Raw genomic sequence first — 22,571 nt, 5'->3', positions numbered from 1 at the left:
ACCCACCACGGACGAACACGGCGACGACGAAGGACACGGACGACACGGTGACGACGGAAAAGCACGGGGACGCGGCGACGGACGGACGGACGGACGACGACGGACGGGCCGTGGAGGACGAGCGGCCCCCCACGTCCCGGCGGTGGCCGGGGGAGTGGGTCGCACGGCGCCTGGGCGTCCGGCTGGAGACGCCCCCGGGCGAACCCGACGGTCTGCGCGACCTGGTCGGCCTGGCCCTGCGCCGCAACCCCCGCCGCGCCCACCTGCTGGTCTCCCGGGTGCTGGGCAAACACGTGCCGCAACTCCCGGAGATCGTCCACGGGACCGGGGTCGGCCTGGGCGAGAGGGTCCGAGCCCTGCTGGGCGACGACGCCGACCGGGCCGTCGTCCTCGGCTACGCCGAAACGGCCACGGCGCTCGGCCACAGCGTCGCCGACGGCCTGGGCACCGCCGACTACCTCCACTCCACCCGCCGCCGCGTCCCCGGCGTGCGACCCGTCGGCGGCTTCGAGGAGGAACACTCCCACGCCACCTCGCACCTGCTGCTGCCCGAGGACCCGGAACTGCTCGCCGGGGACGGCCCGCTGGTCCTGGTGGACGACGAGTTCTCCACCGGCACCACCGTCCTGAACACCATCGCCGCCCTCCACCGCGCCTTCCCGCGCGAGCGCTACGTGATCGTCGCCCTCACCGACCTGCGCGGCGAGGCCGACCGTGCCCGCCTGGACAAGTTCGCCGCCGACCTCGGCGCCCGCCTCGACGTGGTGGCCCTGGCCACCGGCACCGTACGTCTCCCCGAGGACGTGCTGGAACGCGGCGCCGCCCTGGCCCTGGCCCACGACACCCCGCCGCCCCCGCCCGCCGACGGGCCGTACGAGGTGCGCCGCGTCGACCTGGGCTGGCCCCTGGGCGTCCCCGACGGCGGACGGCACGGCTTCACCCCCGCCCACCGCGCCCGCCTGGAGGCCGCCCTGCCGGCGATGGCCGAGCGGATCGCGGCGCACCTGCCCGACGGGGCGTGGCGGGTCCTCGTCCTGGGCTGCGAGGAACTGATGTACGCGCCGCTGCGGCTGGCCGGCGCGCTCACCGACGCCACCGACGCCGAGGTGCGCTTCTCCACCACCACCCGCTCGCCCGTCCTGGCGGTCGACGAGCCCGGCTACGCGATACGCACCCGCCTGGTCTTCCCCGCCCACGACGACCCCGCCGACGGCACCCCCGACGCACCGGGCCTCCGCTACGCCTACAACGTCCACGACACCACCGGTCGGGGCTTCGACGCCATCGTCACCGTGGTGGACTCCGCCGCCGACACCCCCGCCCTGCACGCCCCCGACGGCCTGCTCGCCCACCTCGCCGCCCACACCGGCCGGGTGCTGCTCGCCGTCGTGCCCTCCCACCTGCCGCTGCCCTCCCCGCTGCGCGGCCCACGGTTCTCCTCCTACCGGGCCGAGGACGTCGGCTGGCTCCTCCAGGACCTCTCCGACGTCCGACTGGAGGCACCCACCGAGGAACGCGAGGAGGCCATCCAGTCCGGCGGCGCGCACTACGCCGAGTCGCTGCCGGTGGAGTACCAGCCGAGCCGGGAGTACCAGCGGCTGTTCCACCAGGCCCTGGAAGCCTCCGCCGCGCGCGTCGCCCACGCGGTCGGAACCGTCACCGAGACCCTGCTCGCCGAACGAGGCCCCCGAGGGCCCCGGGGGCGGGGCATCGTCCTGGCCTCCCTCGCGCGCGCCGGCACGCCCGTCGGGGTGCTGATGCGCCGCTGGGCCCGGCACGTCCACGGCCTGGACCTGCCGCACTACGCCGTCTCCATCGTCCGCGGCCGCGGCATCGACACCACCGCCCTGCGCTGGCTGGCCGCCCACCACGACCCGTCCGACATCGTCTTCGTCGACGGCTGGACCGGCAAGGGCGCCATCACCCGCGAACTCGCCGACGCGCTGCGGCCCTTCCCCGGCTTCGACCCGGAGATCGCCGTCCTGGCCGACCCCGGCGGCTGCGTGCGCACCTACGGCACCCGCGAGGACTTCCTCGTTCCCTCGGCCTGCCTCAACTCCACCGTCTCCGGCCTCGTCTCGCGCACCGTGCTCCGCGCCGACCTCGTCGGCCCCGGCGACTTCCACGGCGCGAAGTTCTACCGCGAGCTGGCCGACGCGGACGTCTCCCGGTACTTCCTGGACACCGTCGAGACCCACTTCGACACGGTGCGCCCCGACGTCGCCGTCTCCACACGGGAGCTGCTCGCCGCCGACCGCACCCCCACCTGGGCCGGTCGGCGGACGGTCGAGCGGATCAGCGAGGAGTACGGCATCGGGGACGTCAACCTCGTCAAGCCCGGCGTGGGCGAGACCACCCGGGTACTGCTGCGCCGCGTCCCCTGGCGGGTGCTGGTACGGCGCGGCGCGGGCGCCGACCTGGACCACATACGGCTCCTCGCCGACCAGCGCGGCGTGCCCGTCGAGGAGACCGACGACCTGACCTACTCCTGCGTCGGTCTCATCCACCCCCGCTACACGCGCGGCGCGACCGGCGCCGACGGAAAGGTCGCCCGGTGACCGCCCCCGCCACCTCCGGGGCGCTGATCGCCAGCGACCTGGACCGCACCCTCATCTACTCCGCCGCCGCCCTCGCACTGACCGTGCCCGACGCCGAGGCCCCCCGACTGCTGTGCGTGGAGGTCTACCGCTCCGCGCCCCTGTCGTACGTCACCGAGGCCGCCGCCGTGCTGCTGGCCGAGCTGGCCGAGCGGTCCGTCCTCGTCCCCACCACCACCCGCACCCGCGAGCAGTACGGACGCGTCCACCTGCCCGGCCCGCCCCCGACCTACGCGGTCTGCGCCAACGGCGGCCACCTGCTGGTGGACGGCGAGTCCGACCCCGACTGGCACGCCCGGGTGCGTCGCGCCCTGGCCGCCGACTGCGCCTCCCTGGACGAGGTCCGCGCCCGCATGGTCGGCACCGCCGACCCCACCTGGCTGCTCAAGGAACGCGTCGCCGAGGACCTGTTCGCCTACCTCGTCGTCGACCGCGAGAAGCTGCCCGACACCTGGGTGAAGGAACTGGCCGACTGGGCCGGACCACGCGGCTGGACGGTCTCCCTCCAGGGACGCAAGATCTACGCCGTTCCCCGCCCGCTCACCAAGAGCGCCGCCGTCGCCGAGATCGCCCGCCGCACCGGGGCCGAACGGGTGCTGGCGGCCGGCGACTCCCTCCTCGACGCCGACCTGCTGCTCGCCGCCGACGCCGGCTGGCGTCCCGGCCACGGGGAACTGGCCGACCTGGGGTGGACGGCCGAACACATCACCGCCCTGCCCGAGCTGGGGGCGGCGGCGGGGGAGCGGATCGCGCGGGAGATGCTGCGGGCCACACAGGACCGGGTGAGGATGTCGACATGACCACACCGGCACCCCGCGACAAGCGTCCCCCGCAGACCCCCGAGCTCCACCGGTACGTCCTGGACCACAACCCGCCGCTCGACCCCGTCCTGAGCGAACTGGTGGAGACCACGCGCGCCCGCCACCCCGACGCCGCCAGGATGCAGTCGGCCCGGGAACAGGCACCCCTGCTGGCCTTCCTCGTCCGGCTGATCGGTGCCCGCCGGATCGTGGAGGTCGGCACCTTCACCGGCTTCTCCTCCCTCGCCATGGCCCAGGCCATGCCCGAGGACGGCCGGCTGATCGCCTGCGACGTCTCCGAGGAGTGGACGGCCCTGGCGCGCGAGGCCTGGCGACGGGCCGGCGTCGAGGAGCGCGTCGACCTGCGCCTGGCCCCCGCCCTGGAGACCCTGCGCGCCCTGCCCGCCGAACCGTGGATCGACCTGTCCTACCTCGACGCGGACAAGGACAACTACATCCACTACTGGGAGGAGCTGGTGCCGCGGACGCGGCCGGGCGGGCTGCTCGTCGCCGACAACGTGCTCTACCGCGGCGAGGTCGCCGACCCCGGTGCCACCGGCAACGCCGCCGCCATCCGCGCCTTCAACGAACACGTGGCCGCCGACGGGCGCACCGAGGCCGTGCTGCTGACCGTCGCCGACGGAGTGACGATCGCCCGCAGGCGGTAGCCGCCGGCCGGGCGTCCCGACGACCGCCGCCGCGACCCCGGCGCGGGACGGTCAGCCGCAGCAGCCGCCTCCACAGCACCCGCCACCACCGCCACCACCGGGCGCCGGAGCGGAGGACCGGGCGGCAGTGCCGCCCACGGCCACCGTGGACAACAGCTTCACCGTGTCGTCGTGGCCCTCCGGGCAGCTCGCGGCAGCGCCGGACTCGGCCATCGGGCGGTTCACCTCGAACGTGGTGCCGCAAGCGCGGCAACGGAACTCATAGCGGGGCATGCGAGCAGGATAGCCGCAGGTCAATCGCCACGGACAGGCTGTGGACAACCCGGTGGAGGGGTTCGGCCGGACGGTCAGCCACCCGCCGCCCGCTCCCGCCGTATCTCCCGCACCACCCGCGCCACCGTCTCGCGGATGGCGTCCAGCTCCGTCACGAAGTGCCACCAGTCCGGATGCCGCCCGGACAGCCCCGCCTCCGCCCGCTCCAACCGGGCCACCGCGCCGTCCAGCGGGCCCGCGTGCCGGGGATCGGGCCGACTGCGCCCGCTCATCGCCAACCGCTGGGCGTCACGGATGGCGAAGCGCACCCGCTCCACCTCGCCGGAGTGATCGAAGGAGACGTCGTTCAACCGCTGGAGACGGTCGCCGGCGGCCGACACCGCCTCATCCGCCTCGTTCAACAGCGCGCGCACCGTGGCCAGCAGCGCGGTGGCGTCCGCCCACCGCTGCTCCTCCCGCGCCCGACGGGCCTCGGCCAGCCTCTCCTCCGCCTGCAGCACCGCCCGCGTCGCCTGCTCGGGCACCTGCTGGAGATCCTCCCAGCACGCCGCGGTGAACCGCCGCCGCAACTCGCTCAGCACCGGCTCGACCTTGCCCGCCCGGGTGTGCAGGGCCTGGGCGCGGGTGCGCAGCGAGGCGAGCCGCCGGTCGATCTCGGCCGCCCGCTCCGGCAACCGCTCGGCCTCCTCGCGCACCTCCTCCGCCTCGCGCAGCAACCGGTCCGCCCGCTGGATGGTCTCCCGCACCCCGTGGCGCCCCGCGCCCTCGTTCAGCTTCGTCAGCTCCGGGGAGAGAGCCGCCAACCGGGCGGCCAGGTCGTCGGCCCGCAACCCCGAGGCCCGTACCGCGTCCAGCGCCTCGGTGGCGGCCAACAGAGCCTGCCGGGCCCGCTCCACGGCGGGCGCCAGCCGGGCCAGTCGGCTCTCCGCCTTCTCCAGCAGCGGGGTGAGCCCCTGCCCGAACCGTTCCAGGTCCCGGCGGGTGCGCTCCAGCGCCTCCCTGGCCTCGACCAGGGCCCGACGGGCACGGGAGGCGGTGTCGGCGTCCAGATCGTCGCGGTCCAGGTCGTGGGCGTCCACGGCGCTGATGTAGTCGTGGCTGACCCGGTCGATCCGCCGGCCGAACTCCGCGAAGTCGGCCACGGCCCGACGGGCGGCCGGGGAGTCGTCGACGGCGTCGAGCGTCTCGATGGAGATCCGCAGATCGCGTTGGGCGGTGTCCAGCTCGTAGAACGCCGCGGCCGCCGCGTCCTTGGCGTCCTGGGCCTCGGCACGGCGGTTCTCGGCGCGACCGCCGCCTCCCCAACCCCAGCGACGCGCTCCGCCGCCGTTCACACTCGCCACGTGTGTCCTCTCCCCGTACGTGCTCACCGGCCCGGGTGTCATTCTCCCACCCGGTACCCACGAACACACGGGGCGGCGATCAGCCCGCCGTGCGCACCGTCACGTTCCCGTTGGAACTGTGGGCGGCGACGGTGCGTTCGCCGTGGGGGTCGCGCGGCACCTCCACCCGGACGCTGCCGTTGTCGGCGCCCGCGTCCACCCGGTACGCGGCGCGCGGCAGCTCGACGGTGACCGAACCGTTGTGGCTGCGGGCCTCCACGCTCCCGGGCACCCCGGTCAGGGCGAGCTTCAGCCCGCCGTTGTCCGTCTCGGCGACGACCTCGCGGGAGCGGACGTCGGTGGCCTCCACGGAACCGTTGTCGCCACTGAGCTCCAACGGCCCGGTCACGTTCCGCACCCGAACCTTCCCGTTGTCCACCTCGACGGCGAGCGCGGCGCGGAAACCGCCGGCGGTCACGTCACCGTTGTCGCCGACCACCCGCACCGCCACCCCGTGGGGCACCTCCACCCGGTGCCGGATGTCGCAGCTCGCCGGCCCCGCGCACCGTGGACCCAGGGAGAGGGTGCCGTCCTCGAAGGTCCACCGGGCGCCCGCGCTGCCGCCGTAGGCGAGGCCGTCGAACCACCGGGTGACCCGTACGTCCCGCCGGCCGGTCGCGACCAGCTCCAGCGGCGAGTCGTCCACGTCGACCACCAGGGCCCGCCGGTCCTTCCCGAGTTCGAAGACGCGGTGCTCGGGCGCGGCGTCGTCGGCGTCCGCGCAGCCGGCGACCCCCGCGGCCACGGTGACCGTCATGGCGACGGCGGCCAGGACGCGTACGGTGCTGCGGCGGGTCTCGGTGGTCATCGGGCGTCTCCTCCGTCGGCTGCCGTGACGGACCGTCACGACCACCGACGGTAGGGTCGCCGACCCCGCCGCGGTATCCCGCGCGCCACCGGCCCGGGGGTGGGGACAGCCCCCGCTCGACGCGGTTTGTGGCACATCACCCCGGGCGCGGTAGGCTGTGAACTCATCCCCGGGCGCATAGCTCAGCGGTAGAGCGCTGCCCTTACAAGGCAGATGTCGGCGGTTCGAACCCGTCTGCGCCCACCGGCACGAAGCCCCCCGGCCGAACGAGGCCGGGGGGCTTTGACATCACCATCTGACATCAACGGCGGCGGTCAGCAGCGTCGCGCAGCCGTGCCGGGCGTCGTGCAGCCGGATCACCCGGAGGTCAGCGTTCTTCGCGACGCGGGTGAAGGACCGGTACAGGTTCCGCGGTTCGATCGGACGGCCGGTCCGGGTGGTGAAGACGTGGCCCGGCTCCTGCCAGTCGGGGCCGGCCTTCTCCCACTGTGCCGCCTGCCTCGTCCGCTGCCACCGCAGGGGAGCGATGCACATGGCTGGGAGCGGCAACGTCTGGCGACGGCGACGCCCCTTGGGATCGTCCTCGTACAGCTCCCCGCCGACCCGCTGCCGCTGCTTCCGAACGCGAATCTCCCGCCGCTCCAGGTCCACGTCGGCCCAGCGCAGACCGACGATCTCCCGGCGCAGCCGGTTGGTGAAGCGCTGCCACAGCTGTCCGGCGCGGTGTGCGCCTCACTGCCCGGCTCGTAGCGCACCAGGATCTCGTCAATGCGCCGGCCGAAGTCGAAGCGCCGGCCTGCCGGTCCGGTGGTCATGTCCGAGTAGATCAGGGCGTCCAAGAGTGGCGAGTCCTCCCGCTCGTAGGGGTCGAGCTCGGCGACCAGGCCCCGTTGCTCAGCCTCGTAGACGGCGCCGGAGTGGTGGGCGACCAGACAGACGAGCCGACGCGGAGCGCCCAGCGATTCGAGGTGCCGGGCACCATCGAGCGGATGGAAGCCGGCCTCCCGCAGCTCGGGTGCGTACCCGATGTCGTGCAGCCAGGCAGCGGCGACGAGAAGATCCCGTTCATCCTCGGGCACAGTCGGAGACACCTCACGGGCCCGCTCCGCGACCGCCTGAGTGTGCAGCCAACGGTTCCCAAGCGGGGGTGGCAGCGACTCGGCCGGCTCGGCCGCGCCCTGGGGCGTATCCAGCGAAGACGACATGCCCACACGGTGGCCGAGCAGGAGCGCCGACATCAGGGCCCAGGAGCCGAGCAGCGCGGTAAGAGTTTCCCTACTTCATCAAGGCGCTTCCGCCGCGCACGGCGCGGCGTCGCGCGGCCCGGCGGTCCGGCCCGTCGCTCATGTCTTCGCCCCGCTCCGGCCCGGACCGCCGGCCACGCGCCGAACGGCGAGGAGCTGGCTGAGGAGAACCCGCGGTGGCTGGGGCCGGCCGGCTCCACGGCTTTAGGCAGCCACCTTGGGGCGAGCCTTGAAGATCGGGGCCCACATCGGGCATTAGCGGGCAGGTCCACAGACCGCCCGAGTCGCCGAAAGCTTACGGGCCCCGACCTCTCGCCCCAAGGCAGCTCCCGCCCAAAGCCTTTCCACACCGGCCACGCGATACGGTGCGGCTCTCTGGTCGAAAGGAGCGGAGATGAGCGACCGCGTGTGGCGACTGTGCCGTGGTGAGGAAGAGGTCGGCAAGCTCTCCCTCGAAGGCGTCGACATGTTCTGGCATGACTGTCGGTTCGAGGCTTCGAGCGGTTGGCCCGCCCTCAGGCCTCTCTTCGAGACTTCACACGCTGCTTGGGAGCGACAGGACACCGATGCTGCCGTGGAGGCCGACGAGGCCATCTACGCATTGGAACTTGAGTTGGTTCCAGAGGACGGAAGCGAGCCCATCACGGACTTCCTACTGCGCATCAACGGGGATTCCGCGCGCTTCCGGTACTGACCGCTGGGCCGTCCGAGGGCAACCGAAGGCGACCAACGTTGACAACCGTCGGCGGGTAAGTCGCAGGTCACAGCGTTGGTCGCCTGAAGGCCTCAGGTCAGCGAGGCACCGCGTCACTTCTTCGGCTTCTGAGCGCTCCCGCCTCGCCTGGCTCGTCATCAAGACTTCACCAACCTCGGACATTCGGTGAGCCGAACCTGACTCGCTCCAAGAGGTCGATTACGTAGTGCGCCACTTCCACCGGGTTATTGGTCGCGGCAAAGATGCGACGGTCAACCCCAAGTTCAGGGTTGAAGTTGGCCGAGTAGACCAATACCGGAAGATTGATCGCTTGAGTCTCCAGCTCGCGTAGCATGCTGATACCTGCCTGCGGATCCCCGTGCCGGTCTATGTCGCTGAGGATGATGTCGTACGAATCGCGGCGCAGGGCAATCAACGCGTCATCGGTTGAGCGCACTGCGTCCACGCGCATTTCCATAGACCGGAATATTTTGGTCAAGGGGTAATTGAACTCCGGGTGGTCATCGACCCAGAGGATACTGCCGCCCCGCAGAGTTTCGGCCGCATGCTCCAGTCTGTTCAGGACTCCACGCCTATCAGCCGGCGTCACGGGGATGTCGCTCCGCTCGGTGGCTTGATCGAGCAGCTGACCGGCGATTTCCACCTCGACCCCAAGAGCCCGAAGCGCGGTGACCCGGGGAACCAGACTCTGGATAATCGTTTTCCGTAACGACAGGTAGACAACGGTGGCGAAGGTCACCCAGAAGAGGCTGGGCAGGGTACCTATTAGCTTGATCCAGATCGCTTCCGGCATCCAGTCATGATTGAGCATGGAGGTTGAAGCTGTACAGCAGCGGGCGCGGCAACCGGCGTGGTCGCGGCCGACCGGCGCACCTAGGACGACGGCCGGCCGGCCCGGCGAACCTCAGCAACCGTCCCGCCGGTGGTTCGCAACGAGAGGATCAGTCCTTGCCGCAGTCGTGCCACAACGGGCGGGCAATCACGGTCAACACCGGTTCCCGGCAGCCAAGAGGCGCCGTTGAAGAAGGGCCCGGGAGCCGAACAGTACGGTAGGAGTTTCCCCACGGCAACAAGCCCCGGCTGCGCTCCGCTCCGCCCTCCGCGCTCATGCCTCCGGCCCGCGCTGCGGGCGCTGCGCCGACGCACTCCCACGCGTGGGCAGGGCAGGTGCCCGTGAGCCGAGCACCCGCACGAACGCGGCCGCGGTCAAAGCAGGGCCTCCGGCGGGGGATCGGCCGGCACCGGGATGGGGGGTGCCGTTTCCGGCTGCGGGTCCGTAGTGGCGTGCGCGGGGAGCTGGGGCGTGTGGTGGGTGAGGGAGGTGTGTACCTTGCAGTGGACGCTCAGGGGAGGGGCCAAATGCCGAGTGCGCTGCGATTCAGTTGGGATCTGACCGGGTTTGGTTGGGCAGACTGCCGAATAGCGGATGGGCGGTCGGAGTACAGGGCCCACGCCGGCTACTGCACGAATGCTCTTGCCGACTTGCTTGGTGGCGTAGGTGGTCTCTACGGCCCTGGCTCCACCCGGCGCTTCTCCTTCGACGGGGAGCCGACCGAGCACAGGTGGGTGCTCCGCGACCGTGGGTCGGATGTCGAGATCGTGATCTATCGGTTCCGTGACATATACGAGGACTCTGACCTACCCGACCATCATGGTGAGCTTTCATGGAGCTCCGTCCAGCCGCGCAGCGATTTCGTTCACGCCGTCTTGGAGTCGGCGCAGGCCGTACTGCAACTGCACGGCGAGGAGGGGTATCACGCGAAGTGGGTGCTGCACCCCTTCCCCGTGGCTGAGCTACAAGATCTCCGCCGCCTGCACCTGAAGAACGATGCTTGCGACCTTCACCATGAAATGTCGTTTCCGTAGGAGGGCGCTCCCCTCGCGTGCCCGGGCGACCGGGGAGCCGCGGGAAACAAGGGGGTGCTTACAGGCGGCAACCATGACGGAGGCCCCTGACCGTCCTGGCTGGTCGAGGGCCGTGGAGACGCGGAGGCACTTGGCCCACGGTGGCGTCGCCACCGCGACGGTCTTCGAGATCGCGTACGACTTGACGTGCCCGTTGGGAATGCACCGATCCCGTGTGTGTCTATGTCTCGGGGGCGAGGTCCGCCCACGGGCCGTCCGAGTCTTCCTTTGGGATCCACAGCAAGGGCTGACCGGCGCGGCAGTGGTCCTCCGCCTCCTCCTCCCACGGGAACCGTCCGGCCTTGTCGGGCCAGAACAGCTGCGCGACGGGGAGCGGTGGGGTCTGGTGGAAGTCGATGCCCGCGCCGAAGAAGTCCGGGTACCAGCTGGGATGCACAGGCCGGACCGCCACGTCGTAACCGTTCAGGACATCTCCTCGCCGCTGGTCGGGCTGGAGTCGCTCCCCGTCCCGTATCGCGGCACCGGCAGCGTTCACCACGCGCATCGCGGTCTGTGAGGGGAGTCCGAAGACGCTGACCTCGGGACTGCGCAACGTGTGCCAGAGACCGATGGAGTAGCCCCAGTCGTCGGGGGCGTCACCGCCGGCCATCACGCCCATGACGTGCCAGCCGAAGTCGGCGACGTTCTTCGCTATGCGGCCGTCACGTTCCTCCCACGCGGGACCACCCCGCTGCGTGGGGGCACAGAGGAGGCAGAAGCAAGGGGACTCGTCCATCCAGGGAGAGTAGGCCGGCCGCGGGCCGGGGCCGTCTCCGGGCCGCCGGAGGGGGCAGGTGGTGACAGAGGACGGTCGAGGGTGACCACGGTCTTCCTGTTCCGGCCTGGGCCGCCGGAGTCGATCTGCGACGCTGGAGAGGTTGTGCCCGTACCCGGAGAACCCGCCTGATCCCTTCCGGCCGGACGTGAGCCCCGAGGAGCGCGGCGACCAGGGGCGCGTACGTGCTTCGGGAACGCTTCGGCGGTTTCTGTGTGCGCCCTCCCACGGAACCGCAGCGCCAGGCGACCCTGAACGGGTCGAGGTGGCTCATGAGGCAGGGGAGGGCTCATCGTGGCGCGTACACAGTCGAAGTGCGGAGCGTGGACGGAGAAGGGCACCCGGTGTCAGAACCTCGCGATGGTCGGTGCGTCACGCTGCCACCACCATCGGGGTGACTGGTCGTCGTACACCATCGAGAGGCGCAAGGCGAAGACACGCAAGCGCCGTAAGAAGTGACCCCGGGCACCGCTGCGGCTGACATCACCGGGTGACGTCAACGTCCCCGGACGACGGTGGACCGAGACGGCCGCAGGAGGAGCAGGAGCCGTCAACCGTGCGGAGGCCGAGCAGGCCGCGCGGCCCGGTGGTCGAACCTACGGGGCGGATGTCGGCGGTTCGAACCCGGCTGTGCCCACCGGCACGAAGCCCCCGGCCGAGGCCGGGGGCTTCGGCGTCGGTTCCGACGTCGGCGCGTTCATCCCGGGTCGGGTGCGGTGGGCGTGTCCGTAGGGGCTGTCCCGGTTTGTTCCGGTGTCGCCCGCCGGGCGCGGGTGCCCGGCGGCGGCTCCGACGGGCCGTCCCACATGGCGGACCGGGTGCGACGGGGGTCTGGCGTGGTGGTTGGGGTAGCGGATACGTTCCCTCAGGCGCACCGAAGTGACGGATGTCGAGCCGGCCTTCACGGCCCCGCGCGGTCCGGACGCGATCGACGTGGCCGGGGCGGGCTGGCACGTTCGAACATGCCTCGCACCCCCGGTACCCCCCACGGAAACGTCTTCACATCTGGAGCCCGCATGTTACGACGCAGCTGGACCGGTTCACTGCTGCTGGCCCTCTCCCTGGCCGTGATGGCCCCCTTCTCCGCGTCCGCCTCCCCACCCGCCGCCTCGGCGGGGACCTCCGCCGAGGCGCGGATCGAACGGCGGGCGGACGCCGCCGCGTCGGTTCCGCTGGAGAACATCACCACGACCACCACCCAGGTCGCCTCCGGTCTCAAGCGCCCCACCGCCATCGTCGCGCCCGACGACGGAACGGGCCGGCTGTTCATCACCGAGAAGCCCGGCACCGTCCGCGTCTACCACCCGGACACGGGGCTGGCGGAGACCCCGCTCGTCGACATCACCTCGGAAGTGGACAACTCGGGCAACGAGCGGGGGCTGCTCGGCATCGCCCTGCCCCCCGACTTCGCCGACAGCCAGGAGCTGTACCTGGCGTACACGGCCCTGCCGGACGGCGCGGTGACCCTGGCCCGCCACCGGCTCGACGGCGACGGCCCGGAGGTGCTGCTGGCCCAGGAGCACGCCGAGTACAGCAACCACAACGGCGGTCAGCTCGCCTTCGGCCCCGACGGCTACCTGTACTGGAGCATCGGTGACGGCGGCGGGTCCGGGGACCCCTTCCGCAGCGGGCAGCGACTGGACACCCTGCTGGGCAAGATCATGCGCATCGACGTCGGCGGAAGCTGCGGGGACCTGCCCTACTGCATCCCCGAGGACAACCCGTTCGTGGGAGTCGAGGGCGCCCGTGAGGAGATCTGGCTGTACGGGCTGCGCAACCCCTGGCGGTTCTCCATCGACCCCGCGGACGGCTCGATGTGGATCGGCGACGTCGGCCAGGGCCGCTGGGAGGAGATCAACCACCTGACTCCCGAACAGGGCGGGGCGAACCTCGGATGGTCCTGCTACGAGGGGCTGGAGGTGTTCGACGAGGAGCACTGCCTGCCCGGCGAGGAGTACACCGAGCCGGTCTTCACCTACCCCCTCAGCGGTGGCGGCTGCGCCGTCATCGGCGGGCACGTCTACCGCGGTGAGGAGTACGCCGACCTGATGGCCGGCACCTACGTGGCGACCGACTACTGCTCGTCCACCGTGTGGGCGCTGCGTCCGGACGGCGAGGGCGGCTACGAACAGGCCGAGATCGGGAAGACGCCCACCCAGGTCACCGCGATCGGCACCACGGCGGAGGGCGAGTTCTACGTCGTCAACGACCTTCCCGGTGGACTGCACCGGGTCTCCTTCGAGGACTCCGAGCCCGTCCGGACCTGCCACGTCGACTACACGATGCGCACCTGGGGCACCGGCTTCACCGCCGACGTCACCGTCACCAACACCGGCGCCACCCCGATCGAGGGCTGGGCGCTCTCCTTCGCCCTCCCCGCCGGGCAGGACATCATCTCGGGTTGGAACGCCGTCTTCTCCGAGGCCGCCGTCGTCACCGTCGGCAACGCCGAATACAACGCCACGATCCCCCCGGGCGCGAGTGTCGACTTCGGTTTCGTGGCCTCCCACACCGGCGACACGTCCCCGCCGCGGCGGTTCGAACTCAACGGGGGCGAGTGCGCCACCGGTACCGCCGGCGACTGACGCGCACCGCGCCCCCACCGGGGAGCGGACGGTGAGTGCCGTTCGCCGGAGCCGGTGGGGCGGGTGACGCCGCGACCGGACCGGCAGGCGTCCCGGACCGCCCGGGGTGGTCCGGGACGCCTTCGGCCCCCGACGGCCTCACCGCGCGTCGGGGAGCCCCCCGAAGGGTCCCGGGAAAACCGGTGGCGATCGGCCGGGGGCAGCCGGAGGATGGCGGCCTTGGAACCGGTCGGAAGGGAACCACCGTGCCTCGTGCCGTCACACTGATCCGCTCCACCGCTCTGTCCGACGTCGCGGAGTACGCCTACGCCGCCACCGCGCCCGCCGACGCGCGTCTGGTGTTCCTCGCCGGAGCCTGCCCCCTGGACGAGGAGGGCGCCACGGTGGCGGTGGGGGACTACGCCGGGCAGGCCGCCAGGGCGGTGGAGAACATGAGGACCGCGCTCGCCGAGGCCGGAGCGACGATCGAGGACGTCATCAGCACCCGGGTGCTCGTCGCCTCCGACCGGCAGGAGGATCTGGTGACCGCCTGGGAGGTGGTCCGGGACGCCTTCGGCGACCACGACGTCCCCAGCACCCTGATGGGCGTCACCGTCCTCGGCTACGACGCCCAACTGGTGGAGATCGAGGCGGTCGCCGCCGTGCTCGACTCCTGACGGGCGGACGCCGACGGCCGTCCCGGCGTTCCAGGAACCGGGAGGCCACCCGCGGGCGTTGTCGTGACAGACCGTGGGACACGGCGGCCCGTACGAGACGGGCCGCGATCGAAGCCGAGGTGGCACCAGTGGCGATGTGGGATCGGATCAAGGACCAGGCCAAGAGCCTTCAGCAGTCCCGGGGCGGACAGGGGGCGGGCGGCCTCGGGCAGGGCCACGGTTCCGGCGGCTCCGGCGGTGGAGGGGGATCGCGCGCCCAGCTCGTCGGCCTGTTGAAGTCCCAACTCAGCGCGGCCAAGGCCGAGTTGAAGAGCGGTGCCTACCGGGACGCCAGCATGGCGATGTGCGCCCTGGTGGCCGCTGCCGACGGGCAGATCGACGCCTCCGAGCGGCAGCAGATGGAGACGATGATCGTCGGCAACGACGTCCTCCAGAACTTCCCGCCCGACCAGTTGCGCCAACGGTTCAACAAGCACATCGAGCGGCTCATGGCCAACCCCCAGGCGGGCCGTGCGGAGGCGATGCAGGAGATCGCCAAGGTCGCCAAGAAGCCCTCCGAGGCCCGGGCGGTGGTTCGGACGGGCATCGTCGTCGCGGGCGCCGACGGCTACTTCGCCCAGGCCGAACAGCACGTCATCCGCGAGGTCTGCGCCGCGCTGGGCCTCTCCCCGTCGGAGTTCGACATCTGAGGACGGCCCCCCGTCGGTCGCCGGTGGCCCGACCACCGGCGACCGACGGGGCCGGCCGTGGCGAGTCCGCCGTCAGCCGCGGACGGCGGGCGGTTCGGGAGGTGTGCCCTCGGGCAGTTCGGCGAAGGAGTACGGCGGCCAGGGGCCCAGGAAGCGGATGCGGGCGGCCGGGTTCTCGTCCTGGACGGTCGCGAGGACGGTGCCCACCGCCTCGATGTCCGAGGTGCGCACCAGCAGGGCGGCGGAGAGCACGTCCGCCTCCCGCGGATCCCGTACGGCCCGGCCGCGCTCGCGCAGGTCCTCGGCCACGGCCAGCAGTCGGTGGCGCACGTCGGCGTGGAGGGCGTCGGCCAGCCGCTCGGAGGACTCCCGCCGCAGCTGCTCCAACTGTTTCGACATCAACCGCCGCAGCCCCGGGGAGTGTCGGGCCATCTCCTCCTCCAGGGCGCGGGCGCGGTCGTCGTCCCGCGCCGCGGCGGCTCGGTCGATGGCGATCTCCACCCGCAGTTCGGCCCGGTCGGTCAGGGCCCGGAAGCGGGCGTGCAGGTCGGAGGCGTGGGAGGCGATCCAGTCGCGCAGCCGGTCCTCGGCCGGACGCGGCGGGTCGGCAAAGGCGTCGGGGGCGACCAGCACGTTGAAGGTCATGGGCAGCAGCGCCCCGGTGCGCTCCCACACCGTCACCACCGCCTGGTCCTGCTCGGCCACCCGGCGGCGCACCTCCTCGTCCGTCCCCTCGTAGGGGGCGGGGTCCGCGTCGTGCACCAGGGCGGCGATCCCCGTGCCGGGCGCGGCCACCAGGCGCAGGGGACGGCCGTCGACGCCGGTGACGCCGTCCGCGGCGCCCTCCTGGTCCGGGAGCAGGGCGTACACGTACAGGGCCCGGTCGGTCGGGCGCGCCGGACGCGGTGATTCCGTCATCTCCCGCGCCGGAGCGTCCCCCGCCGGGATCCGGTTCCGTGCCACGGTGTCCGTCACCTCCGTGCCTCCTCGGCCCAGCGGCCGGGATCGACCAGCTTGTCCACCACGTCGTCGACGACCTCGTCCAGCCCCCGGTGGAGGTCCGCGACGGAGTCGGTGATGCCGTGGTCCGCCTTGATCTCCTCGATCGCCTCGTCCAGTTCGAGGAGCGCGTCACCGAGGCGTTCGAGTTCCTCCGGGGTGAGGTCGCCGCCGTTCATCCGGCGCAGCGCCTGCCGTTCCAGAGCCTCCTGGATCACCTCCACCAAAGTGACGACCAGGGACAGCACACCTTGTTTCAGGCTCTTCTCGTCGACGGTGATGGCCATGTTCTCTCCTCCCAGCTACCGGTTCCGGGGCCCCGGCGCGTCACGACGTCCGGAGCGGCCGCGACGGTTCGCGGCGCAGCGCGTCCAGGGCCCGCGCCCAGCGGCGCGGTTCGTCCGTCCCGAGCGTCACCGTCCCCTGCGAGGTCGTCTCCAGGGTGAGGACGGTCCCCTCGCCGCCCGGACCGTCGCCGGGGGCGGGGCGCGCCGCGACGACGGCGTCGGCGGGGACGACGAGGGCGGGCCGGGCGTCCAGGGGCGACTTCCAGACCAGTCCGTCCGGGGTGAGCCGCCCGTGCCCGCCCCGCCACAGGGAGCCGTCCCGGCGCGGCTCGTGGTACCAGAGGTGCCCCTCGACGACGGTGCGGCCCTCGTCGGGCTCCCGGGGCGGGGGGCCGGTCTCCAGGGGGCCGGGGCAGGTGCTCGCCAGCAGTTCGCGCAGCCTCTCCGGGTCGGAGGCGGAGAGCAGGCCCTCGCGTCCGTCGTCGAGGACGACGCGCAGCCGGGTGCGCACCTCGCCGCCGACGGTGCGTTCGGTCTCCGGCCGCACCGCGCGGATCGCCGTCAACTCCGTCTCCCACAGCACCTCGCGCGGCTCCCGGCGCAGCACGACCAGCCGTCGGTCGGTGAGGTGGACGGTGCCGGGCCGCCAGGTGGTCCGGAAGCCGTCCTGGAGCAGGTGGCCGCCGCGCATGTGGGCGACGTGGTGTTCGCCGGGCGCCGGCTCCAGGTCGCGGCGGGCGGTGGAGCGTTCCACCCAGGCGCGGGTGTCCTCGTCCCACCGGCGCATCATGCCGTACTCCAGCATGGTCTCCATGCCGGCGATCGCGGCGCGCAGGCTGACGCCGATCAGCGGGATGTCGGCCACCGCCACGATGAGGTCCAGGTGCAGGACGGCGCCCTTGTTCAGCAGGACCTCGACGAGGTCGTCCAGCGTCACGCGCGGATCCCGCGTCGGCCTCAACGGTGTCGTGCCGGAGGGCGTCCGCTCAGCCACGGTCCCCGTCCTCCCGGGAGGCCGCCGCGGCCGGCTTCCCCGCGGACCGCTCGCCCGAGGGAGCGTCGGAGGTCTCCGGCAGGGCGGGCGCGACGCGGTCGGCCAGCCGAGCCCGCGCGCTGCGCCACCCGCACCACGGGCACATGTCCTCCAGCAACTGCCGTACCGGGGAACGCTTGCCGCACTCGGGGCAGGTGTCCCGCTCCTCGCGGGCCTCGCGCCAGGCGGCGGTCTCGACGTCGGTGCCGGAGGGGAACTCCAGTCCGTACCGCGCGGCCGTCTCGAACGAGGCGAGGGCCGCGCGCAGTCGGATGCCGAGGAGTTCGACACCGGCCACCGACACCATGATGTCCGCGTTGAGCACCAGGCCCTTGTCGAGGAGGGTCTCCACCACATGGGCCAGGCTGCCCTCGCCGTCCCGTCGCGGCTCCAACGGCCGTGGGGGCGACGGTCTGGCCCGTGGCGCCACGGGTGCGCGCGGCGGCGCGGGCGAGGTCGCGTCGGCCCCGGTGGGAACGCCTCTCTCCTGGTAACTGGTCACCCCGTACGCCTATCCGGGTGACCGCCTCCCATGCGTGCGCCCCGTGCGCCGGGCGCACGGGGCCGTGGGGTCCGTTGCGGGGCACCGCGGGACGGAGGGCGGGTCAGGGGAGCGGTGGGGTGGGGACCGCTCCCGTCCGGGGGTTCGTCACGCGGGTTCGACGGCCGCCGACTCCTGGGCCGCCGCCGCGGCGGACAGGGCCTCGGTGTAGGCGTCCCGCAGGTCCGCCGCGCGGGTCAGCGTCCCGCGGCCGTCCGGGGCGACGAGCCAGCCGCGGCTCCCGACCCGCCGGGGCTCGACGGTCTCCGGGGGCGGCAGCAGGACGAGCGTGCCGCGGCCCAGCACGCTCGTTCCGGTGACGGCCCAGCCGTCCGCCGAGCCGGGCGCGACGACGAAGTCCGTGCCCAGGGGGGTGGTGAGGACGGGACCGAGCGGCGCCCGGGTGGCGCGGAGCCGCCGCACCGTGTCGGGGCCCAGTTCGGAGGGGACGCGCACGACGTCCCAGGCGATCCCGGTGGGAACCTCGGCCAGCACGCCGTGTCCCCAGGCCGACAGCACGGCGGGGACACGTCCGGTGGGGCGCAGCCAGCCGGTCGCCGGGGAATCCCCGTCGGTGCCGGGGCGGAGGTCCGGTGTGTCGTCCATCGCGGGGCGCGGCCGGGGGACCGTACCCGCCGACGGAGCGGTGCGGTCGGCCCGGTCGCCCGGCGTGGAGCGGGGGGAGATGGTCACGGTGTCGCCTTCCTGTTCCACTCGGGGGTCTGGTGCAGCAGCCAGCGGCAGTCCTGGGCGAGGGACCGCACCTGTTGCCGGGCGGACGGCAGCCCTTCGCCGAGTCCGCGGCCGACCTGGTTGGCGATCCACTCCAGGCGTGCCCGGTACCGCAGCCGTTGCGGGGAGACCGGCCGCAGCGCCGCCGCGCGGGCCCGTGCGATGGGCAGCAGCCGTCGGATGTGCTCCCGCAGCAGTGCCTCCAGCTCCACCAACTCCTCGTGGTGGGGGAGCGCGCTGCCGTGGGCCAGGGCCCGGCGGATGGTGCGTCGGACGGCCTCGACGTCCACCGGTGCCGGTGCGTCCACCGGTCCGGGCGCGTCCGCCGGTCCCGGGGCTCCGGTTCGGCGGCCGTCCGCGGGAGGGACCGCGGGGGTGGGCGATGTGGCGTCGGGCGGCGTCTGCAACGGAGGTCCCCGGGCGTCGTCATGGTCGCTTACGCACCCAGGGTGGCGGCGCGGACACCCCTCAACTGTCACTCTTCGGTGACACCGGCCCCCGGCGTCCGCCGCCGGCGTCCGAGGGGGCATCCGCCGCCGCACGGGCGCCCCTCAGACCCCCACCCACGCGGCCATCCGCGTCAGGGCGTCCGGCGAGCGGCGCCGCAGGTTCAGCAGGCCGCTCACCGTCTCCCGCACCCGGGGGTGGAAACGGGTCTGCTGGGGCGCCAGTTCGCGGGCCCTGGCCAGCGAGGCGAGCGCCGCCTCCACCCGTCCGGTCTCCATCTCCGCGCGGGCCCGGTCCACCAGCAGCGCGGCTCGCCGCGACGCCGCCCAGCCGCGCGGCGGACGGACGGCCCGCGCCGCCGCGAGCGCCTCGTCGTACTGGCGCAACTCCAGCCGGGCGAACACCTCGTGGGCCCCCACGTTCGCCGGGCCGAAGGAGAGCCAGTGCACCGCTCCGACCTCCCCGGTGCGCCGGGCGATCTCACCGGCCCGTTCCAGGTGGCACTCCACGGCGCTCCGGTCGCCCGCGCGGGCGGCGATCACGGCCGCGCCCAGGTGGAGTTGCCCGGCCACCGCCAGGGACTCGGTGGTCTCGACGGTCTGGCGCAGCATCTCGTGTCCGGCCGCCACCATGCGCAGGCCGATGCGGTGCTCGGCGTCCCGACTGCGGTAGGACAGGGCTCGTTTGTACTGACGGATCGCGCCGAGCAGGGGGTCGCCGGCCTGCTCGGCGGCCCAGCCCATCCGGTCCAGCGCCACCGTCGCCAGGTCGTAGCAGCCGAGCTTCGTCGTCACGTCGTGCGCGCTGCGGCAGGCCGAGGCCAGGGCCCGCCACAGTTCGGTCGCCGGGCGTTCCCGGCAGGTGGCGCTGAGGTCGGCGAGGAGCCCGGGCAGGACCGTCGCGGCCTGGTACAGCCGTGCTCCCCGCACGTCGCGGCAGAGGGCGTCGGCGGCCGCGACCAGCTCGTGGGGCGGCGCTGTGGGCAGATGGGGGTCCGGTGGCAGGTCGTACAGGTCGAGCGCCTCGCGGACGGGCTGCACCAGGGAGGTGACGCGGTCGGGTCGGGGGGAGGGGGTGTGCTGTCCCGTCAGCACCGCGGTCTCGATCCCCAGGGCTCGGGCGACGGCGGCGACGAACTGCGGCGACGCGCTCTTGTGGCCACTCTCGACGTGCCGCAGGAGGCTGTAGGAGTAGGGGATGCGTTGGGCGAGGCCCTGCTGGGTGAGTCCGGCGCGTTTCCGCTGTGCCGCGATCCGGATGCCGATGTGATCGTCGTCGAGTGAGGGCACCCCGGGTTCCTCCGTTCCGTGCAATTGCAGGAACGCTACCCGGGTGCGGCCCTCCTTCCCACCTGCCCGCGCTGAACAGGTGTGATGAACTTCCGGGCATGAGGAAGCGAGTCATGTACCTCTTCGGCTGCGCGGCCCCGCCGGTCGTATACGTCGATCGCGCGGTCCGCGACGCGCAGGCGCGGGGGTGGGACGTGTGCCTGGGGCTGACGCCCACCGCGCGGGAGTGGTTGGCGGACCGGCTGGAGGAGTTGGAGGAGCTGACCGGGCACCCGGTGCGCAGCTCCTACCGGGCGTACGGCCGGCCCGAGACGTGGCCCCGGACGGATGCCGTGGTGGTGGCCCCGGCGACGCTGCACACGGTCAACGCCTGTGCGCTGGGCATCACTTCGACGTTCGTCGTGGGGTTCACGGCGGAGGCCATGGGCAAGCGCATCCCGCTCGTGATGATGCCGTGCCTGAACTCGACCTACGCCCGGCACCCGCAGTTCGACCGCTCGGTGGAGACCCTGCGCGGGGCGGGGGTGCGGATGCTCTACGGCCCCGGCGGGTTCGAACCGAACCCGCCGGGGCAGGGGCGGCCGGAGGAGTACCCGTGGCATCTGGCGCTGGAGGCCGCCGGCGAGGCGGTGGAGGCGCGGGAGCGGGGCGGCGCGGGGTGAGGGGTTACGGGCCCCGCGGGGCCGGTGGTCGGCTCCCGGACGCGCCGCGGCCGGGGCGGGTCAGGACGGCACGGCCGGGCAGGCGCGCACCCCGGTGACGTCGACGCCGGTCCCGAAGCCGTGGCCGGGGAACGTCACGGTCTCGCGGGGCGCGGCGGTGCGGCAGGGGACGGTCCGGCCGTCGGAGTACTCCACGGTGAGGTGTCGGACGGTGTCGCAGTCGTTGGTGACGAAGGTGTAGCGCCAGCCCGCCGAGTACCGGAGGCAGGACGGGGCGGAGCTCTCCCCGGCGTGGGGCTCCTCGGCGGCCCGTGCCGGGGAGCCGAGGGCGATTCCCGCGCACAGCAGGGCGAGGGCGGCCGCGGGAACGGCCGCGAGGAGGGAACGGCGTAGCGGAGCGCGCACGGTGGCTTCCCTTCGTGGGACATGACGACGGGTCGGCTTCTCGGTGCGAGCGTAGGGAACCCCGATTCCCTCATGGAAGAATTTGCGACTCCTTGCGCAAGAGCTGACGTCCTCCGCGCTGTGGTGCCGAGGGGGCGGTACGGGACGCTCCGCCGCAGGACGAACCGGTTTTCCTCCGTTTCGCTCGGTTGTGGGGTCTCCTCGCTCGTCGGGGACGCCGTGGCTTCGGTGCCCCCGACGGGCGGTGGAGTCGGCGCTGTGGCCAGCGGGGGAGCGGTGCCGAGGCTTTGACGCTCTTCGGCGGAGGAAGTGGCCGAAAGAATTTTCAACTCATTGCGCAAGTAGGGGCCGTTGGCGCTCCGTCACCGCGCGCGGCGGGAGGAGAAGAGGGAGAAGAGGAAGAAGGGGAGGAGGGAGGGGGAAGAAGGGAGAGAAGGACGAGGAAAGGAGGGGAGGGGGTCCGAGCCGCCCCCACGCGGTTCGGACCCCCTCCCGTCCGCGGCCCGGTCCCGCCCCCTCGCCGAGGCGGGTCCGGGCCCTTGCGGTCATCCGGCCGCTGGACGGCTCAGGGCCGGATGACGGCCCACACGATGTGGCCCAGTCCGAGTCCTGCGGACTCCACCCCCCAGGCCTGTGCGAGCGTTTCGATGAGCTGGAGTCCCCGGCCGCGCTCCTCGTCGGCCCCGGGGAAGCGCAGCATCGGGGTGCTGGTGTAGCTGCCCTGATCGCGCACCTCGATGCGGACCTGACCGTCGGCGACGTAGAGCAGGCAGCCGATCCGGTCGCTGTCCGTGTGCAGCACGGCGTTGGTGAACAGTTCGGAGACCACCAGCCGTGCCGTGTGGCAGACCTCCGGGGCGAACCCCCACTGGAGCAGACGCTCGTGGACCCGGTTGCGCGCGTCGGCGACGGAGACGGCCTGGGCCGGCAGCTCGAAGGTCTCCTGACGCAGGTCGGGGCAGAGGCCGACCGAGGTCGGGAGCGTCATCGTGCCTTGGGGTAGCGCCACGGCCGTCCGCCTTCCGTGTCCATCGTCCTGCGGGGAGTCCTCACTATCCTCGCTGCGGTAGGCAGAAGGC

The 22,571-nt window shown here is 72.8% G+C and carries 22 protein-coding genes, 1 tRNA gene and 2 pseudogenes; 9 read left to right on the top strand and 16 right to left on the bottom strand.

The window, feature by feature from the left end; all coding sequences use genetic code 11:
- Positions 1-110: 110 nt before the first annotated feature.
- From F0L17_RS06955 to F0L17_RS06945, 3 genes are read left to right on the top strand one after another with little or no spacing between them, the layout of a single operon-like run.
- Positions 111-2,558: a phosphoribosyltransferase domain-containing protein gene (locus tag F0L17_RS06955; RefSeq protein ID WP_162466757.1), complete on the top strand. Its 2,448-nt coding sequence runs from the start codon at positions 111-113 to the stop codon at positions 2,556-2,558.
- Complete coding sequence (locus tag F0L17_RS06950; RefSeq protein ID WP_338017989.1) at positions 2,555-3,397, top strand: HAD family hydrolase; 843 nt, start codon at positions 2,555-2,557, stop codon at positions 3,395-3,397. The genes F0L17_RS06955 and F0L17_RS06950 overlap by 4 nt, the downstream gene beginning before the upstream one ends.
- On the top strand, positions 3,394-4,065 hold the full coding sequence (locus tag F0L17_RS06945; RefSeq protein WP_155070378.1) for an O-methyltransferase: 672 nt from the start codon (positions 3,394-3,396) through the stop codon (positions 4,063-4,065). The genes F0L17_RS06950 and F0L17_RS06945 overlap by 4 nt, the downstream gene beginning before the upstream one ends.
- Before the next feature lie 51 nt (positions 4,066-4,116).
- Here the strand turns inward: F0L17_RS06945 and F0L17_RS06940 are convergent, their stop codons facing one another.
- The 3 genes from F0L17_RS06940 to F0L17_RS06930 all read right to left on the bottom strand — a co-directional run bounded on the left by F0L17_RS06940 (position 4,117) and on the right by F0L17_RS06930 (position 6,528).
- Positions 4,117-4,338, bottom strand: coding sequence for an FmdB family zinc ribbon protein (locus F0L17_RS06940; RefSeq protein ID WP_155070377.1), 222 nt, complete (start codon positions 4,336-4,338; stop codon positions 4,117-4,119).
- Between the two features lie 74 nt (positions 4,339-4,412).
- Entirely contained in the window at positions 4,413-5,723 is a 1,311-nt protein-coding gene (locus F0L17_RS06935; RefSeq protein WP_155070376.1) for a hypothetical protein, read from the bottom strand.
- Positions 5,724-5,760: 37 nt separating this feature from the next.
- Positions 5,761-6,528: a DUF4097 family beta strand repeat-containing protein gene (locus F0L17_RS06930; RefSeq protein ID WP_155070375.1), complete on the bottom strand. Its 768-nt coding sequence runs from the start codon at positions 6,526-6,528 to the stop codon at positions 5,761-5,763.
- A gap of 171 nt (positions 6,529-6,699) precedes the next feature.
- On the opposite strand from F0L17_RS06930, the gene F0L17_RS06925 reads away from it, so the two are divergent.
- Positions 6,700-6,771 (top strand) — tRNA-Val (locus F0L17_RS06925).
- Positions 6,772-6,834: 63 nt separating this feature from the next.
- Here the strand turns inward: F0L17_RS06925 and F0L17_RS06920 are convergent.
- Both F0L17_RS06920 and F0L17_RS27440 read right to left on the bottom strand, forming a co-directional pair.
- Positions 6,835-7,212: pseudogene (locus tag F0L17_RS06920) on the bottom strand (tyrosine-type recombinase/integrase); the annotation flags it as partial.
- Between the two features lie 203 nt (positions 7,213-7,415).
- Positions 7,416-7,733, bottom strand: a pseudogene (locus F0L17_RS27440) (HD domain-containing protein); the annotation flags it as partial.
- A 433-nt stretch (positions 7,734-8,166) separates the two neighbouring features.
- On the opposite strand from F0L17_RS27440, the gene F0L17_RS06910 reads away from it, so the two are divergent.
- On the top strand, positions 8,167-8,466 hold the full coding sequence (locus tag F0L17_RS06910) for a hypothetical protein (protein ID WP_155070374.1): 300 nt from the start codon (positions 8,167-8,169) through the stop codon (positions 8,464-8,466).
- 166 nt (positions 8,467-8,632) lie between these two features.
- Here F0L17_RS06910 and F0L17_RS06905 read toward each other — a convergent pair whose 3' ends face one another.
- Together F0L17_RS06905 and F0L17_RS06900 are read right to left on the bottom strand one after the other, a co-directional pair.
- On the bottom strand, positions 8,633-9,280 hold the full coding sequence (locus F0L17_RS06905) for a response regulator (RefSeq protein WP_238419278.1): 648 nt from the start codon (positions 9,278-9,280) through the stop codon (positions 8,633-8,635).
- A 1,293-nt stretch (positions 9,281-10,573) separates the two neighbouring features.
- Complete coding sequence (locus tag F0L17_RS06900; RefSeq protein ID WP_155070372.1) at positions 10,574-11,128, bottom strand: DUF4262 domain-containing protein; 555 nt, start codon at positions 11,126-11,128, stop codon at positions 10,574-10,576.
- 1,055 nt (positions 11,129-12,183) lie between these two features.
- Here F0L17_RS06900 and F0L17_RS06895 point away from each other — a divergent pair.
- From F0L17_RS06895 to F0L17_RS06885, 3 genes are all read left to right on the top strand, one after another.
- Positions 12,184-13,752 carry a PQQ-dependent sugar dehydrogenase gene (locus F0L17_RS06895; RefSeq protein WP_155070371.1) on the top strand — a complete coding sequence of 523 codons (1,569 nt, stop codon included), beginning with the start codon at positions 12,184-12,186 and terminating at the stop codon, positions 13,750-13,752.
- 245 nt (positions 13,753-13,997) lie between these two features.
- Positions 13,998-14,408, top strand: coding sequence for a Rid family hydrolase (locus F0L17_RS06890; RefSeq protein WP_162465905.1), 411 nt, complete (start codon positions 13,998-14,000; stop codon positions 14,406-14,408).
- A gap of 128 nt (positions 14,409-14,536) precedes the next feature.
- The gene (locus tag F0L17_RS06885) at positions 14,537-15,097 is read left to right on the top strand and encodes a TerB family tellurite resistance protein (protein WP_162465904.1); all 561 of its coding nucleotides are present in this window, start codon (positions 14,537-14,539) and stop codon (positions 15,095-15,097) included.
- A gap of 72 nt (positions 15,098-15,169) precedes the next feature.
- Here F0L17_RS06885 and F0L17_RS06880 read toward each other — a convergent pair whose 3' ends face one another.
- The 7 genes from F0L17_RS06880 to F0L17_RS06850 form a co-directional block, all read right to left on the bottom strand.
- Positions 15,170-16,072 carry a GvpL/GvpF family gas vesicle protein gene (locus tag F0L17_RS06880; protein ID WP_338017987.1) on the bottom strand — a complete coding sequence of 301 codons (903 nt, stop codon included), beginning with the start codon at positions 16,070-16,072 and terminating at the stop codon, positions 15,170-15,172.
- Complete coding sequence (locus F0L17_RS06875; protein ID WP_155070370.1) at positions 16,069-16,383, bottom strand: gas vesicle protein K; 315 nt, start codon at positions 16,381-16,383, stop codon at positions 16,069-16,071. The genes F0L17_RS06880 and F0L17_RS06875 overlap by 4 nt, the downstream gene beginning before the upstream one ends.
- 40 nt (positions 16,384-16,423) lie before the next feature.
- Positions 16,424-17,320, bottom strand: coding sequence for a gas vesicle protein (locus F0L17_RS28020; protein ID WP_338017986.1), 897 nt, complete (start codon positions 17,318-17,320; stop codon positions 16,424-16,426).
- A 49-nt stretch (positions 17,321-17,369) separates the two neighbouring features.
- Entirely contained in the window at positions 17,370-17,810 is a 441-nt protein-coding gene (locus F0L17_RS28015; protein WP_155070369.1) for a gas vesicle protein, read from the bottom strand.
- A 255-nt stretch (positions 17,811-18,065) separates the two neighbouring features.
- Positions 18,066-18,650 carry a hypothetical protein gene (locus F0L17_RS06860; protein WP_155070368.1) on the bottom strand — a complete coding sequence of 195 codons (585 nt, stop codon included), beginning with the start codon at positions 18,648-18,650 and terminating at the stop codon, positions 18,066-18,068.
- A complete protein-coding gene (locus F0L17_RS28275; RefSeq protein WP_155070367.1) occupies positions 18,647-18,997 on the bottom strand; it encodes a DUF6415 family natural product biosynthesis protein in 351 nt (116 codons plus the stop codon). The genes F0L17_RS06860 and F0L17_RS28275 overlap by 4 nt, the downstream gene beginning before the upstream one ends.
- Before the next feature lie 243 nt (positions 18,998-19,240).
- Positions 19,241-20,425, bottom strand: coding sequence for a helix-turn-helix domain-containing protein (locus F0L17_RS06850; RefSeq protein WP_162465903.1), 1,185 nt, complete (start codon positions 20,423-20,425; stop codon positions 19,241-19,243).
- Positions 20,426-20,523: 98 nt separating this feature from the next.
- On the opposite strand from F0L17_RS06850, the gene F0L17_RS06845 reads away from it, so the two are divergent.
- Entirely contained in the window at positions 20,524-21,087 is a 564-nt protein-coding gene (locus tag F0L17_RS06845) for a flavoprotein (protein WP_155070365.1), read from the top strand.
- Between the two features lie 60 nt (positions 21,088-21,147).
- On the opposite strand, the gene F0L17_RS06840 is transcribed toward F0L17_RS06845, so the two are convergent.
- Complete coding sequence (locus F0L17_RS06840; protein WP_338017985.1) at positions 21,148-21,492, bottom strand: alpha-amylase; 345 nt, start codon at positions 21,490-21,492, stop codon at positions 21,148-21,150.
- A gap of 565 nt (positions 21,493-22,057) precedes the next feature.
- Positions 22,058-22,480 carry an ATP-binding protein gene (locus F0L17_RS06835; RefSeq protein ID WP_155070364.1) on the bottom strand — a complete coding sequence of 141 codons (423 nt, stop codon included), beginning with the start codon at positions 22,478-22,480 and terminating at the stop codon, positions 22,058-22,060.
- Positions 22,481-22,571 lie beyond the last annotated feature (91 nt).

Source organism: Streptomyces taklimakanensis, assembly GCF_009709575.1.
Taxonomy (GTDB): domain Bacteria; phylum Actinomycetota; class Actinomycetes; order Streptomycetales; family Streptomycetaceae; genus Streptomyces; species Streptomyces taklimakanensis.
The sequence above is the reverse complement of the archived record's forward strand: the minus strand, read 5'-3'. Positions and strand labels throughout refer to the sequence as shown.